Genomic DNA, 15,601 nt, shown 5'->3' with positions numbered 1-15,601 from the left:
CCGCATGGATGCGGCGAGAGCGCCGTCAGGACATGGATGTCCGTTCGGCGCGGGCCCACGGAGCAAGACCGGAGTGAGGGTATTCCGACGAAGGAGGAACCAAACCGAGAGCAAGCACCTTTGGTTACTTGGGGATGGTGCGACTTTCGACTTTTCCAAGTAACTCGCCGAAGGCGAAATGTCTGCCGTTAGGCAGACGCTCTTGATCCTCTAAAATCAAAAGTCATAAAAAAACCCTGCTCGAAGGCAGGGTTTTTTGTGCATCACTCAACCATCACAAACCCGCATGGCCCACCAGGGTCAGCAGCGGTTGCGGATAAACGCCCAGGAAGAACGCCAGCAGCGTAATCCCCAACAGCATCACACCACCTGCACGTTGCGCCCAGTTGAACGGAGCGTCGTGTCGCTGGATCTTCGAGTCTTGCAGGTACAACGTCACCATCACACGCAGGTAATAGAACACGCCAATGGCGCTGCCCACGACCAGCGAACCGGTCAGCCACCACAGGTGCGCTTCGACGCCGGTTGCGATGATGTAGAACTTGCCGATGAAGCCCGTCGTCAGCGGGATACCCGCCAGGGACAGCATCATCACGGTCAGCACCGCCGTCAGGTACGGACGACGCCAGAACAGGCCGCGGTATTCGAACATCGCGTCGGCATCGCGGCCGCTGTAAGGCGACGACATCAGCGTGACCACGCCGAACGCGCCCAGGCTGGTCAGCACGTAGGTGACCAGATAGACGTTGATCGCCTCGACCGCCATGCCCTTGCTCGCCACCATCGCGATCATCAGGTAACCGAAGTGCGCGATGGACGAGTAACCCAGCAGACGCTTGAGGTTGTTCTGCGTCAGCGCCAGCAGGTTACCGACGAGGATCGACGCCACGGCGATGACCGACATCACGTCCGTCAGCACGCCACTGGTGGCGGCCGGGGAGATCTGGAACAGACGAACCAGCACGCCGAACACCGCGACCTTACTGGCCGTAGCGAGGAAAGCCGCTACCGGGGCAGGGGCGCCTTCGTACACGTCCGGTGTCCACAAGTGGAACGGCACCAGCGACAGCTTGAAGCCCAGACCCACCAGCATCATGCCCAGACCCAGGCTGGCGATCGGGCTTGGCATGCCGGTGGCGGCGATGGCCTTGCCGATTTCGCTGAAACCCAGGCTGCCGGATTCGGCATACAGCAGCGCCATACCGAACAGCAGGAACGCCGAGCCGGCTGCCGACAACACCATGTACTTGATGCCACCTTCCAGCGAACGCTTGTTGAAGAACGCGTAAGCCACCAGACCGTAGACCGGCACCGACAGCAACTCCAGACCAATGAACAGGCTTGCCAGGTGTTGCGCGGCGACCAGCACCAGCCCGCCGGCCGCAGCCATGAGGATCAGCAGGTAAAGTTCTTCGCGGTTGCCCGGATAACCCGCCTTGCCTTCACCCAGGTAGGCGTGAGCCAGGGTGACGCAGGCCAGGGTCGACACCAGAATGATGCCCATGTAAAGGCAGGCGAAGCTGTCGATCTGCAGCAAAGGCGTGACCACCAGCGGCGCGACTTTCAGCGCCGGGTAGATGGACAGCAAAGCCAGGTTGAGTCCCGCTACCGTCAGCAGGAATGATTGCGAGTGACTGCGACGCCATGCGATGCCCAGCATCACCACCACAACGGTGATGCTGGTAATCAGCAGCGGCGCCAGCGCAATAAAGTGTTGAATCGTCAGGTCCATAGCGCTCTTACCGGGCCGAAGCGAGTTGAGTGAAGGCGGTGCCGAGCCATTGCTGCACGCCATGCATGGTCGCCGAGGATGTGTCGAGGATCGGTTGCGGGTACACGCCCAGCAGAATCAACAACACCGCCAGACCCAGCACCATGATCAATTCCCGACCGTCCATGCCTTTGTAGACCGCGTCGGACTTGGCCGGGCCGAAGTAGGCGCGGTGGATCATGATCAGCGAGTAGACAGAACCGAACACCAGACCGGATGTAGCGATGGCGGTAATCCACGGCGCGCTGACAAAGCTGCCGATCAGGATCAGGAATTCACCGACGAAGTTACCGGTGCCTGGCAGGCCCAGCGACGCAGCGGCGAAGAACAGGCTGATGGCCGGCAGGTACGCAATCTTGCTCCACAGGCCACCCATTTCGCGCATGTCGCGGGTGTGCAGACGCTCGTACAACTGACCGCTGAGGATAAACAGCGCGGCAGCCGACAGACCGTGAGCGAGCATCTGAACGACGACGCCTTGCAGCGCCTGCTGGCTACCGGAGTAGATGCCGATCAGCACGAAGCCCATGTGCGAAACGCTGGAAAACGCGATCAGGCGCTTGATGTCGGTCTGGGCGAAGGCGAGGAAAGCACCGTAGAAGATACCGATCAGGCCCAGCACCATGGCGATCGGCGCGAACTCGGCCGACGCATTTGGGAACAGCGGCAGCGCAAAACGCAGCAGACCATACGCAGCGGTCTTCAGCAGGATGCCCGCCAGGTCCACGGAACCTGCGGTCGGCGCCTGAGCGTGAGCGTCAGGCAACCAGGAGTGCAGCGGCACGATCGGCAGCTTCACCGCGAACGCGATGAAGAAACCCAGCATCAGGATGTATTCGGTGCCGTGGGACAGCTTGGTTTTCAGCAGGTCCGCGTAGCCGAAGGTGATCACGCCGGTCTGGTTGAAGTGCACCAGTACCAGACCCAGGATCGCCACCAACATAATCAGGCCGCTGGCCTGAGTGAAGATGAAGAACTTGGTCGCTGCGTAGATCCGCGTCTTCTTGCCGTCCGCCGAGCTGTGACCCCAGAGCGCGATGAGGAAGTACATCGGCACCAGCATCATTTCCCAGAAGAAGAAGAACATGAACAGGTCGATGGCGAGGAACACGCCGACGACACCGCCCAGGATCCACATCAGGTTCAGGTGGAAAAAGCCGACGTTACGTTGAATCTCTTTCCACGAGCAGAGTACCGAGAGGATACCCAGCAGGCCGGTCAGCAGAATCATCAGCAGAGACAGGCCATCGAGGGCCAGATGAACGCTGATGCCGAAGCGCTGAATCCACTGGAGCTTGAATTCAAGGGCCCAGGTCGGATCGGCGCCCGGAACTGGAGCGTAGGTAAACGTACCGGTGCTCCAGACCCACAGGCCCAGAATCGTCTCGAGAGACATGGTCAACAGCGCAATCCAGCGCGGCAGGGTAGGGCCGAAGCGCTCACCTTGCCAGCACAGCAGGCCGCCGATGAAGGGGATCAGGATTAGCCAGGGCAGAATCATGACGGGCTCAATTCCTTTCGCAAAGTCGCAAGGTTCATGTCAGTTCGACTCATCAGACCAGCACAATCGCGCCGAGTACCAGTACGGCACCTGCGGCGATCGAAGCGGCGTACCAACGGAGCTGACCGGTTTCGGTGCGGGTCATCAAGCCGTTGCCAGCTTTGACCAGACGCGGAATCAGGCCGATTGTGTGGTCAAGCGGGTCGCCACGCAGCAGGCGGCTGATTGCCAGGTAAGGTTTGACGAACAGCACGTCATACACCCAGTCGAAGCCCCAGGCCGCAAACCACCATGCAGACAGGAAACGACCCGGACCGCTGTTGGCGATGGCCGTGGCCAGACGACGCTTGCCGAGGAACAGCACCGCCGCCAGCAGGATACCGGCCAGAGCGATGGCGCCCGAGGCGATTTCCAGACTGTGCTTGGCTTCGCCGCCCGCATGGCCCGCACTTTCCGGCAGGACGCCGGCCAGTGGCGGATGAATCCAGGCGCCAATGAACGTCGACAGCACGATCAGCACACCCAGCGGCAACCAGTGGGAAATCCCATGGCCGGCGTGGGCTTCGGTCTTCGCTTCGCCGTGGAAGGCGATGAAGATCAGGCGGAAGGTGTACAGCGAGGTCATGAACGCACCGACCAGACCGGCATAAAGCAGGTACTGATGACCGCTGGCGAACGCTTCCCAGAGGATTTCGTCCTTGGAGTAGAAACCCGCAGTGACCAGTGGCAAGGCCGACAGCGCTGCGCCGCCGACGATGAAGCTGGCGTAGGCCAATGGCAGTTTCTTCCACAGACCGCCCATCTTGAAGATGTTCTGCTCGTGGTGGCAGGCAACGATCACCGCACCGGACGCGAGGAACAGCAGCGCCTTGAAGAAGGCGTGGGTCATCAGGTGGAAAATCGCGCCGTCCCATGCACCCACGCCCAGCGCCAGGAACATGTAGCCGATCTGGCTCATGGTCGAGTAGGCGAGGATACGTTTGATGTCGGTCTGCACCAGTGCGGCGAAACCCGCCAGCACCAGGGTCACGCCGCCGACAATGCCGACCAGATGCAGGATGTCCGGAGCGAGGATGAACAGGCCGTGGGTCCGCGCGATCAGGTAAACGCCCGCGGTCACCATGGTGGCGGCGTGGATCAGTGCCGACACCGGAGTAGGACCGGCCATCGCATCCGCCAGCCAGGTTTGCAGCGGCAGTTGCGCGGATTTACCGACAGCACCGCCCAGCAGCATCAGTGTGGCCAGAACGATCCAGAAATCACCGACCTTGAAGTGCTGTGGTGCACGGACCAGCAGTTCCTGAATGTTCAGCGTGCCCAGCTGCTGGAACAGAATGAACAGGCCGATGGCCATGAACACGTCGCCGATGCGGGTCACGATGAAAGCTTTCAGTGCTGCGTTGCCGTTGTTGCGGTTGCTGTAATAGAAACCGATCAACAGGTACGAGCACAGGCCCACGCCTTCCCAACCGAAGTAGATGAACAGCAGGTTGTCGCCCAGGATCAGGAACAACATGCTGGCAATGAACAGGTTGGTGTAGGCGAAGAAGCGCGAATAGCCGTCTTCACCGCGCATGTACCACGAGGCGAACAGGTGAATCAGGAAGCCAACGCCGACCACCACACCGAGCATGGTGATGGACAGGCCATCGACATACAGGGCGAAGTTGGGTTCGAAGCCGTCCACTGACATCCAGCGCCACAGTACCATGGTCAGGTGACCGCCTTCGGGTGGCGAGACGTTGAACTGGAAGATTACGTACGCGGCAACGATGGCCGACAGGCCAATGGAGCCCACGCCGATCAGGGCTGAGAGGTTTTCCGACCATTTGCCGCGCGAAAACGACAGCAGCAGGAAACCGATCAGGGGGAATACGAAAGTCAGAAAGAGTAGGTTCATCCGCGCATCTCGCTGGCAGCGTCGATATCGAGCGTGTGGAAGCGGCGATACAGTTGCAGCAGGATCGCCAGGCCAATGCTGGCCTCGGCTGCGGCAAGGCTGATCACCAGAATGAACATGATCTGGCCGTCAGGCTGTGCCCAACGGCTGCCCGCGACCACAAAGGCCAGCGCGGCTGCGTTCATCATGATTTCCAGGCTCATCAACACGAACAGAATGTTGCGGCGTACCAACAGGCCCGCCAGGCCGAGGCAGAACAGGATGCCGGCGACCGCCAGACCATGTTCCAGAGGAATTGCTGAGTTCATGGCTTTACTCCTTCGCCTCGTTGCGGCCGACATGGAACGCCGTCACGGCTGCCGCAAGCAGCAGCATCGAGGCGAGTTCGACAACCAGCAGGTAAGGGCCGAACAGGCTGATGCCGACGGCTTTGGCGTCCACCGTGGTGTGACCGATGGAAGCGCCGGTGGAGTTGGCGAACAGCACGTAAATCAATTCCGCCAGGAGCAGGCCGCCCAGCAGAATCGGGCCGAGCCAGATGCCGGGTTTGAGCCAGGCGCGTTCTTGTTGAACCGAGGCCGGGCCCAGGTTCAGCATCATCACCACGAAGACGAACAGCACCATGATGGCGCCCGCGTAAGCGATGACTTCCAGGGCACCGGCAAACGGTGCACCGAGACTGAAGAACGTCATGGCCACGGCGATCAGCGAAATGATCAGGTAGAGCAGGGCGTGCACCGGGTTCGTGTTGGTGATCACCCGAAGGGTGGCCACCACAGCGATGCCGGATGCGAAATAGAAAGCGAATTCCATCTTTCTTCCTTAAGGCAGCAAGCTCTTGACGTTGATGGGCTGGGCTTCGTTCTGTGCATCGCCTTTCGGCTTGCCGGCGATGGCCATCCCCGCAACGCGGTAGAAGTTGTAATCAGGGTTCTTGCCGGGGCCGGAGATCAGCAGATCTTCCTTCTCGTACACCAGATCCTGACGTTTGAACTCGGCCATCTCGAAATCCGGTGTCAGCTGGATCGCGGTGGTCGGGCAAGCTTCCTCACACATGCCGCAGAAGATGCAACGCGAGAAATTGATGCGGAAGAACTCCGGGTACCAACGACCGTCGTCGGTCTCGGCCTTCTGCAGCGAGATGCAACCCACCGGGCACGCCACGGCGCACAGGTTGCACGCCACGCAGCGCTCTTCTCCGTCGGGGTCGCGGGTCAGGACGATGCGGCCACGGTAGCGCGGCGGCAGATAGACCTGCTCTTCCGGATATTGCAGGGTGTCACGCTTACGGAAGCCATGGCCGAAGACCATGATCAGGCTGCGCAGCTGGGTACCCGTACCCTTAACGATGTCGCCAATATATTTGAACATGGGTCAAATCCTCACTGAGCCGCCAGGACGACCGCAGCGGTCACCAGCAAATTGATCAGGGTCAGTGGCAAGCAGAACTTCCAGCTGAAATCCATCACCTGGTCATAACGCGGACGAGGGATCGAAGCACGCAACAGGATGAACAGCATGATGAAGAACGCGGTTTTCAGGGCAAACCACATGAACGACAGTTGCGGCAGGATATCGAACGGGCCATGCCAGCCACCGAAGAACAGGGTCACCAGCAGCGCCGAGATCAGGATGATGCCGATGTACTCACCGACGAAGAACATGCCCCATTTCATGCCGGCGTATTCAATGTGGTAACCGTCGGCCAGTTCCTGTTCCGCTTCCGGCTGGTCGAACGGGTGACGGTGAGTCACGGCGACGCCAGCGATGAAGAAGGTACAGAAGCCGAAGAACTGCGGAATGATGAACCACAGGTGATCGGCTTGGTACTTGACGATGTCGCCCATGTTGAACGAACCAACCTGCACCACGATGCCCATCAGCGACAGCCCGAGGAACACTTCGTACGACACGGTCTGCGCCGAGGCACGCAAGCTGCCCAGCAGGGCATACTTGTTGTTCGATGACCAACCGGCGAACAGCACCGCATAGACCGACAGACCGGCCATGGCGAAGAAGAACAGCAGACCGATGTTCAGGTCGGCGACTACCCAAGTCTGGGTCACCGGGATGACCGAAAACGCGATCAACAGCGCGCTCATGGCCACCACCGGCGCCAGGGTGAAGATAACCCGGTCGACGAAGGGCGGGTTCCAGTCCTCTTTAAAGAACATCTTCAGCATGTCGGCGGCGATCTGGAACATGCCGAACGGACCGACGCGGTTCGGACCGTAACGGTCCTGCCACCAGCCCAGCAGACGACGTTCGACGAAGCTGAGCAGCGCGCCGCAGACCACCACGGCGAGCAGCACCACGATGGCCTTGACGACGGCGATGATCGAGTCGATCACTTCAGGGGTGAACCAGGTCATTGAGCGGCCTCCTGCAGTGCGTCGACGGTTTTGCCGAACAACGCCGGAGGAATGCCCGCCAGACCGGACGGCAATGCCACCAGGCCTGCGCCCAGTTCTTCACTGATGCGCAGCGGCAGACGTAGCGTCTGTCCGGCAACGCTCAGGCTCAGCAGTGCGCCGTCGTTGACGCCCAGACGGTCCGCTTCGGACTTGGCCAGCGCCACATACGCCTGAGGAATGCGCTCTTGAACCGGCGCGGCTTTGGAGGAAGTCTCCTCGCTGCCGAACAGGTGATAGAACGGCACGACCTGCCAGGTTCCTTGTGCAGGGGAGAAGGCACGCGGGACATTGGCGAACCAGCCCAGCTTGTCGCCGCTGCTTTCGATCAGACGCACGCCCGGATCGCCGGCACGCAGGTGACCACCGACTTCGTCCTGGAACTTGTTCCACGCCTGTGGCGAGTTCCAGCCCGGCGACCAGGCGAACGGCACCTGGGAGCGGGGTTCGGCAGAGCCCGAGTAACCTTCCATCGAGAACGCGAACGCAGTGTCTTTGTCCTGCGGCGTACGCGGTTCGTGGACGCTGATATTGGCGCGCATGGCGGTCCGGCCGCTGTAACGAAGCGGCTCGCGAGCCAGTTTCAGGCCCTTGATGCGGAACGCAGCAGACGGCGCAGCACCGACGATGCCGGCCAGTTGCGGATTGCTGGCGGCGCAGGCGGCAGTGACGTGGTCGAGCTGAGTCCAGTCAACCGGCTGATTCAACAGGGTAGCGCGCAGGGCATGCAGCCAGCGCCAGCCTTCGTGAACCAGAATGCTTGCGTCCAGGTAAGTTGGATCAAAGACCTGGAAGAAGCGCTGGGCGCGGCCTTCCTGGCTGACCAGCGTACCGTCGCCTTCGGCAAAGCTTGCAGCCGGCAGCACCAGGTGCGCGCGGTCGGTGGTCGCGGTCTTCTGGTGATCGGCAACGATGACCACTTTGGCGGCCTTCAATGCAGCGTCGACCGTTGCCGCGTCCACGCGGGTAAACAGGTCGTTTTCCAGCACGACGATGGCGTCGGCCTGACCGGAAATCACGGCTTGCAGCGCAGCGTCGACCGAGTCGCCACCGAACAGGGTCAGGCCCATGCTGTTGGCTTCCGGCACGATCAGGCTCAGCGAACCCTGCTTGTCGCGCAGCTTCAAGGCTTTGGCGATGTTCGCCGCGGCTTCGATCAGCGCGTTCGAACCCAGCGAGGCGCCGGAGACGATCAGTGGGCGCTTGGCGTCAAGCAACGCGGTGGCAATGCGCTCGGCCAGTTCCAGCGCTTCGCTGTCCAGGCCAACAACGGCCGGAGCGCTCGGGTCGATGGCGTGGGCCACCGCGAAACCGATGCGCGCCAGGTCGTCAGGCGCCGCGTGCACGCACTCTTCGGCGATGTCGTCGAGGCGGGTGTCGGTGAGGCTGGCGATGAACAGAGGGTTCAACTCGTGCTGACCGATGTTCTTCACCGCAGCGTCAAGCCATGGCTGGACTTTCATCGCAGCGGCCATGTCTTCGGCTTTGTTCTTCACCGACTGACGCAAGCCGAGGGCCATGCGCGCAGCGGTCTGGGTGACGTCTTCGCCAAGGATGAACACGGCGTCGTGCTCTTCGACTTCACGCAGGGTCGGGATCGGCAGCGGGCTGTCTTTCAGCACTTCGGCGATCAGGCGCAGACGCTCCAGCTCCCCGGCTTCGATGCCCGAGTAGAAATGCTCGGCGCCGACCAGTTCGCGCAGGGCGAAGTTGCTTTCCAGGCTGGCGCGGGGCGAACCGATGCCGACGATGTTGCGCCCGCGCAGCAGGTCAGCGGCCTTGTCCAGCGCAGCGTCCAGGCCCAGCTTGATGCCTTCGGCCAGCGGCTGGCGCGGACGGTCCGTGCGGTTGACGTAGCCATAACCGAAACGGCCACGGTCGCAGAGGAAATACTGGTTCACCGAACCGTTGTAGCGGTTTTCGATACGGCGGATTTCGCCATAACGTTCGCCCGGGCTGATGTTGCAGCCGCTTGAGCAGCCGTGGCAGATGCTCGGCGAGAACTGCATGTCCCATTTCCGGTTGTAGCGCTCGGAGTGGGTCTTGTCGGTGAATACACCGGTCGGGCAGACCTCGGTGAGGTTGCCGGAGAATTCGCTTTCCAGGGTGCCGTCTTCAACGCGACCGAAGTACACGTTGTCGTGGGCGCCAAACACGCCGAGGTCAGTACCGCCGGCGTAGTCCTTATAGAAGCGCACGCAGCGATAGCAGGCGATGCAGCGGTTCATCTCGTGTGCGATGAACGGCCCCAGTTCCTGGTTCTGGTGAGTACGCTTGGTGAAGCGATAGCGGCGCTCGTTGTGGCCGGTCATCACCGTCATGTCCTGCAAATGACAGTGACCGCCTTCCTCGCAGACCGGGCAGTCGTGCGGGTGGTTGGTCATCAGCCATTCGACGACGCTGGCGCGAAACGCCTTGGATTCGTCGTCTTCGATGGAGATCCAGGTGTTGTCAGTGGCGGGCGTCATGCAGGACATGACGATACGACCACGGGTGTCGTTCTCGTCGGTGTACTGCTTGACCGCGCACTGGCGACAGGCGCCAACACTGCCAAGTGCCGGATGCCAGCAGAAATAAGGGATGTCGAGGCCCAGCGACAGACATGCCTGTAACAGGTTGTCTGCGCCATCGACTTCGAGCGCTTTGCCGTCTACGTGGATAGTGGCCATGGTTCAAAGTTCTTCGTTGGCCCGGTGTCAGCGGGCGTGGCTAATGGAATCTCGGTGCCATCCGACTCAAACAGCCTCGCGGCGTCGTCGGATGCAGGGAAGGCGGCCTTGTGAGCCGCCGACCGTTTATTGTGTTATGCGCCGACCATGGTCGGACTGATGACCTGATTGAGGTCGCCCGCACGTGTCGGTGCGATGCCTGCCTCGAATTCCGGCCGGAAGTACTTGATCGCGCTGCCCAGAGGTTCCACGGCGCCCGGTGCGTGGGCGCAGAAGGTTTTGCCTGGGCCGAGGAAGTTAACCAACCCCAGCAGCGTCTCGATATCGCCCGGTTGACCCTGGCCGTTCTCGAGGGCGCGCAGCATCTTCACGCTCCACGGCAAGCCATCGCGGCATGGCGTGCAGAACCCGCACGACTCCTGGGCGAAGAACTCTTCCATGTTGCGCAGCAGCGACACCATGTTGACCTTGTCGTCCACCGCCATCGCCAGACCGGTACCCATCCGGGTGCCGACCTTGGCCACGCCGCCGGCGTAGAACTGGCAGTCGAGGTGTTCCGGCAACAGGAAGCCGGTACCGGCGCCGCCGGGCTGCCAGCACTTGAGCTTGAAGCCGTCGCGCATGCCGCCGGCGTAGTCTTCGAACAGCTCGCGGGCCGGCAGGCCGAATGGCAATTCCCACAGGCCGGGGTTCTTCACCTTGCCGGAGAAACCCATCAGCTTGGTGCCGTGGTCTTCGCTGCCTTCGCGGGCGAGGGACTTGTACCAGTCGTTGCCGTTGTTGACGATGGCCGGGACGTTGCACAGCGTCTCGACGTTGTTTACGCAGGTCGGCTTGCCCCATACGCCAACGGCGGCAGGGAAGGGTGGCTTGGAACGCGGGTTGGCGCGACGGCCTTCGAGGGAGTTGATCAGTGCGGTTTCTTCGCCGCAGATGTAACGCCCTGCGCCGGTGTGCACGATCAGCTCGAAATCAAAACCGCTGCCGAGGATGTTCTTGCCCAGCAGGCCGGCCGCTTCGGCTTCTTTTACCGCACGGCGCAGGTGCACGGCCGCAGTGGTGTACTCGCCGCGCAGGAAGATGTAACCGCGGTAGGCCTTCAGCGCGCGTGCACTGATCAGCATGCCTTCGATCAGCAGATGGGGCTGTTGCTCCATCAGCATGCGGTCCTTCCAGGTGTTCGGCTCCATTTCATCGGCGTTACACAGCAGGTAACGGATGTTCATGGATTCGTCTTTGGGCATCAGCCCCCACTTCACGCCCGTGGGGAAGCCTGCGCCGCCGCGACCCTTAAGGCCGGAGTCTTTGACGGCCTGGACGATTTCGTCAGGCGACAGCGTGGCGAACGCTTTGCGCGCCGCTGCGTAACCGTCTTTCTTCTGGTATTCGTCGAGCCACACCGGCTCGCCGTCATCGCGCAGACGCCAGGTCAGCGGATGGGTTTCCGGAGCGCGGGTGATGAGGTTGGCGGGGCCGAAGGAAGTGATGGTCATACGTAACCCTCCAGCAGCGGGGCGACGCCCGCAGGCTGTAGATTGCCGAAAGTGTCGTCGTCGATCATGACCGCCGGCGCCTTGTCGCAGTTGCCCAGGCAGCAGGCCGGCAGCAGCGTGAAGCGGCCGTCGGCGGTGGTCTGACCCAGGCCGATGCCCAGCGTGCTCTGAATCTCGCTGACGATGTCTTCGTGACCCGCGATGAAACAGACCATGCTGTTGCAGACGCGAATGATGTGGCGGCCTACCGGCTGACGGAAGATCTGGCTATAGAACGTCGCCACGCCTTCAACGTCGCTGGCAGGGATGCCCAGCACTTCGCCGATTGCGTAGATGGCGCCGTCCGGCACCCAGCCGCGTTCCTTCTGAACAATCTTCAGGGCTTCGATGGACGCCGCGCGCGGGTCCTCGTAGTGATGCATTTCGTGCTCGATGGCCGAGCGCTCGGATTCGCTCAGGGCGAAACGGTCTGTCTGGATAAGCGTGCTGTTCATGCTTAGCGGTCCACGTCGGCCATAACGAAATCGATACTACCCAGGTACGCAATCAAGTCCGCGACCATGCTGCCTTTGATCACCGAAGGGATCTGCTGCAGGTGCGGGTAGCTTGGGGTGCGAATCCGGGTACGGTAGCTCATGGTGCCGCCGTCGCTCGTCAGGTAATAACTGTTGATGCCCTTGGTCGCTTCGATCATCTGGAAGGATTCGTTGGCCGGCATGACCGGGCCCCACGAAACCTGCAGGAAGTGGGTGATCAGGGTTTCGATGTGCTGCAGGGTGCGTTCTTTCGGCGGCGGCGTGGTCAGCGGGTGATCCGCCTTGTACGGGCCGGCTGGCATGTTGCGCATGCACTGCTCGATGATTTTCAGGCTCTGGCGCATCTCTTCGACGCGGACCATGCAGCGATCGTAGGCGTCGCCGTCGTGGGCCAGGGGCACTTCGAATTCGAAGTTCTCGTAACCCGAATACGGACGTGCCTTGCGCAGGTCGAAGTCCAGACCGGTCGCGCGCAGGCTGGGCCCGGTGACGCCCCATTCCAGCGCTTCCTTGGTGTTGTACGCAGCGACGCCGACGGTACGACCCTTGAGGATGCTGTTCTGCAGCGCTGCCTTGGTGTACTCGTCGAGACGCTTGGGCATCCAGTCGATGAAATCCTTGACCAGTTTTTCCCAGCCGCGCGGCAGGTCGTGGGCGACACCGCCGATGCGGAACCAGGCCGGGTGCAGACGGAAACCGGTGACGGCTTCGATCACGGTGTAGGCGCGCTGACGGTCGGTGAACGTGAAGAACACCGGGGTCATGGCGCCCACGTCCTGGATGTAGGTCCCCAGGAACAGCAGGTGGCTGGTGATACGGAAGAACTCGGACATCATGATGCGGATGACGTTGACCCGATCCGGCACGGTGATGCCGGCCAGTTTCTCGACCGAGAGCACGTACGGCAGGTTATTCATCACGCCGCCGAGGTAATCGATGCGGTCGGTGTACGGAATATAGCTGTGCCAGGACTGGCGCTCGGCCATTTTCTCGGCGCCACGGTGGTGGTAACCGATGTCCGGCACGCAGTCGACGATCTCTTCGCCGTCCAGCTGCAGGATGATGCGGAACGCACCGTGGGCCGAAGGGTGGTTCGGGCCCAGGTTGAGGAACATGTAATCCTCATTGGTGCCGGAACGCTTCATGCCCCAGTCTTCCGGACGGAAACGCGCGGCTTCCTCTTCCAGTTGCTGCTTGGCCAGCGTCAGGCTGTAGGGATCGAACTCGGTGGCACGGGCCGGAAAGTCCTTGCGCAGCGGGTGACCTTCCCAGGTCGGCGGCATCATGATGCGGGTCAGGTGCGGGTGGCCCGGGAAGTCGATCCCGAACATGTCCCAGACTTCACGCTCGTACCAGTTGGCGTTCGGCCAGATGCCGGTCACGGTCGGCATGCTCAGGTCGCTTTCGGACAGCGCGACCTTGATCATGACGTCGCTGTTACGTTCTATCGACATCAAGTGATAGAACACGGTGAAGTCAGCGTCGGGCAGGCCACGGCGCTTGGTGCGCAGGCGCTCGTCGACGCCGTGCAGGTCGTACAGCATCACGTACGGCTTGGGCATCTGACGCAGGAAGGTCAGGATTTCGATCAGCCGGGCACGTTGCACCCACAGCACGGGCATGCCAGTGACGGTGGACTGGGCGCTGAAGGCTTCAGCGCCAAAACGGTTATGGAGTTCAACGACGACCTCTTGGTCGTCAGCCTTGTGAGGCGGGATGTACAGAGCGGTGTCTGCAGTCATAGGTCTCGATCGCTATCGGTCAACGTACAGAATGAACCCAGGTTCAGGCTTCTTTTTGTAAAAGAAAAACTGGATCAGACTTCGTCGGGGCTGCGCAGGTTGGTCACCGCAATACGCTGTTCGCGGCGCTGTTCCTTCTGCGACGGCATCTCGGCGCGATAAACGCCCTGATCACCGACGACCCAGGAAAGGGGACGACGCTCCTGGCCAATGGATTCCTGCAACAGCATCAAGCCTTGCAGAAATGCCTCTGGACGGGGCGGGCAGCCGGGCACGTAAACATCCACAGGGAGGAATTTATCCACGCCCTGAACCACGGAATAGATGTCATACATGCCACCGGAGTTGGCACAGGCGCCCATGGAGATGACCCACTTGGGCTCCAGCATTTGCTCATAGAGGCGCTGGATGATCGGGGCCATCTTCAGAAACGGGGTGCCGGCGATGACCATGAAATCCGCTTGGCGCGGCGATGCCCGGATCACTTCAGCGCCGAATCGCGCGATGTCGTGGGGCGCCGTGAAGGCGGTGGTCATTTCCACATAGCAGCACGACAGGCCGAAGTTGTACGGCCAAAGGGAGTTCTTGCGACCCCAGTTGACCGCGCCATTCAGCACGTCTTCGAGCTTGCCCATGTAGATGTTTTTGTGGACTTGGTCTTCTAACGGATCGGAAACGACTTCGCGTTCGCCGATGGGGTACTGCTCGTTAGGAGCATCCGGGTCGATCCTGGTGAGATTATATTGCATTGCCAAAGCCTCATTGTTTTAGCTTCGCCTGCCGGTTACGACGACCAACGGGAGCCCAATCGAGCGCCCCTACCCGCCATAGGTAGACAAGACCTGCCAACAGAATTGCTATGAAAACGAGCGCTTCGGCGAAGCCGGTCCAGCCGCTTTCGCGGACGGACACAGACCAGGCGTACAGAAAGAGGGCTTCAATGTCGAAAATCACGAAGAGCATCGCGACCAGATAGAATTTTGCCGAGAGCCGCAGACGGGCGCCGCCGGTGGGCAGCATGCCGGATTCGAACGGTTCGTTTTTACTGCGGCCCCAGGCTTTGGAACCCAGCAGGCTGGAAAGGCCGAGCATGAAGGCGCAGAGGCCGACGACACCAAGGAGAAACACGGCGAAGCCCCAATTGTGGGCAATCAATCCTGTCGAGTCGGGCATGCTGGCAGTCCTTAACAGAGAGCAAAGGTCTCTGGGCTTGGAAAAGAAGTAGAAGCAGTGACGATATGTCGCAGTGCGATCAATTCCGGGATTTTATGTGCAAAAGGAGGGCAAGTAAATTTTCTGCATCAAATTTATTCGCAGGATTAATGAGATAGGTCACGGTTTTCATGCTTAGCCCCAGCGGGGGCGGGCATCGAAGAGGGTTTGGAGAAATCTGTTTCTTACGGCGCGGCGACAGTTCGGCCTGACTTAAATGATAATAAATATCATTTGGCGGCTCTATTTGATGTGTGTCACTGGAAGGTGACGAAGTTCCCGTTTAATTAGCCGGGAGAGGAAGACGGTTATTGAGTGTGTGGTTAATTAACTTTTAGGCGCTGATTTGAGTTGTCTATCGTTAAT

Annotated in this window: 13 protein-coding genes; all 13 read right to left on the bottom strand. The window is 60.8% G+C overall.

Annotated elements, in window-relative coordinates:
* Positions 1–274: 274 nt before the first annotated feature.
* Complete coding sequence (nuoN, locus tag AC07RO_RS24335) at positions 275–1,732, bottom strand: NADH-quinone oxidoreductase subunit NuoN (RefSeq protein ID WP_192174849.1); 1,458 nt, start codon at positions 1,730–1,732, stop codon at positions 275–277.
* Between the two features lie 7 nt (positions 1,733–1,739).
* The gene (nuoM, locus tag AC07RO_RS24330; protein WP_282370096.1) at positions 1,740–3,272 is read right to left on the bottom strand and encodes an NADH-quinone oxidoreductase subunit M; all 1,533 of its coding nucleotides are present in this window, start codon (positions 3,270–3,272) and stop codon (positions 1,740–1,742) included.
* A gap of 52 nt (positions 3,273–3,324) precedes the next feature.
* Positions 3,325–5,172, bottom strand: coding sequence for an NADH-quinone oxidoreductase subunit L (nuoL, locus tag AC07RO_RS24325; protein WP_172611451.1), 1,848 nt, complete (start codon positions 5,170–5,172; stop codon positions 3,325–3,327).
* On the bottom strand, positions 5,169–5,480 hold the full coding sequence (gene nuoK / locus AC07RO_RS24320) for an NADH-quinone oxidoreductase subunit NuoK (protein ID WP_065989117.1): 312 nt from the start codon (positions 5,478–5,480) through the stop codon (positions 5,169–5,171). Before nuoK ends, nuoL begins: the two co-directional genes overlap by 4 nt.
* Positions 5,481–5,484: 4 nt before the next feature.
* Positions 5,485–5,985, bottom strand: a complete 501-nt coding sequence (gene nuoJ, locus AC07RO_RS24315) for an NADH-quinone oxidoreductase subunit J (protein WP_037008804.1) — start codon at positions 5,983–5,985, stop codon at positions 5,485–5,487.
* 9 nt (positions 5,986–5,994) lie between these two features.
* Positions 5,995–6,543, bottom strand: coding sequence for an NADH-quinone oxidoreductase subunit NuoI (nuoI, locus tag AC07RO_RS24310; RefSeq protein WP_037008808.1), 549 nt, complete (start codon positions 6,541–6,543; stop codon positions 5,995–5,997).
* Between the two features lie 11 nt (positions 6,544–6,554).
* Complete coding sequence (gene nuoH, locus AC07RO_RS24305) at positions 6,555–7,544, bottom strand: NADH-quinone oxidoreductase subunit NuoH (RefSeq protein ID WP_037008811.1); 990 nt, start codon at positions 7,542–7,544, stop codon at positions 6,555–6,557.
* The gene (gene nuoG / locus AC07RO_RS24300) at positions 7,541–10,252 is read right to left on the bottom strand and encodes an NADH-quinone oxidoreductase subunit NuoG (protein WP_495087260.1); all 2,712 of its coding nucleotides are present in this window, start codon (positions 10,250–10,252) and stop codon (positions 7,541–7,543) included. Before nuoG ends, nuoH begins: the two co-directional genes overlap by 4 nt.
* Positions 10,253–10,386: 134 nt before the next feature.
* Entirely contained in the window at positions 10,387–11,745 is a 1,359-nt protein-coding gene (gene nuoF / locus AC07RO_RS24295) for an NADH-quinone oxidoreductase subunit NuoF (RefSeq protein ID WP_192174847.1), read from the bottom strand.
* Complete coding sequence (gene nuoE / locus AC07RO_RS24290) at positions 11,742–12,239, bottom strand: NADH-quinone oxidoreductase subunit NuoE (RefSeq protein ID WP_495087259.1); 498 nt, start codon at positions 12,237–12,239, stop codon at positions 11,742–11,744. The genes nuoF and nuoE overlap by 4 nt, the downstream gene beginning before the upstream one ends.
* Before the next feature lie 2 nt (positions 12,240–12,241).
* Positions 12,242–14,023, bottom strand: coding sequence for an NADH-quinone oxidoreductase subunit C/D (gene nuoC, locus AC07RO_RS24285; RefSeq protein WP_122536330.1), 1,782 nt, complete (start codon positions 14,021–14,023; stop codon positions 12,242–12,244).
* Between the two features lie 74 nt (positions 14,024–14,097).
* Positions 14,098–14,772 carry a NuoB/complex I 20 kDa subunit family protein gene (locus AC07RO_RS24280; protein WP_065989126.1) on the bottom strand — a complete coding sequence of 225 codons (675 nt, stop codon included), beginning with the start codon at positions 14,770–14,772 and terminating at the stop codon, positions 14,098–14,100.
* 10 nt (positions 14,773–14,782) lie between these two features.
* Positions 14,783–15,196: an NADH-quinone oxidoreductase subunit A gene (locus AC07RO_RS24275; protein WP_037008823.1), complete on the bottom strand. Its 414-nt coding sequence runs from the start codon at positions 15,194–15,196 to the stop codon at positions 14,783–14,785.
* Positions 15,197–15,601 lie beyond the last annotated feature (405 nt).

The organism is Pseudomonas sp. GW821-FHT07F05, assembly GCF_059418765.1.
Note: the sequence above shows the minus strand (reverse complement) of the source record. Positions and strands in the feature narration are given on the sequence as shown.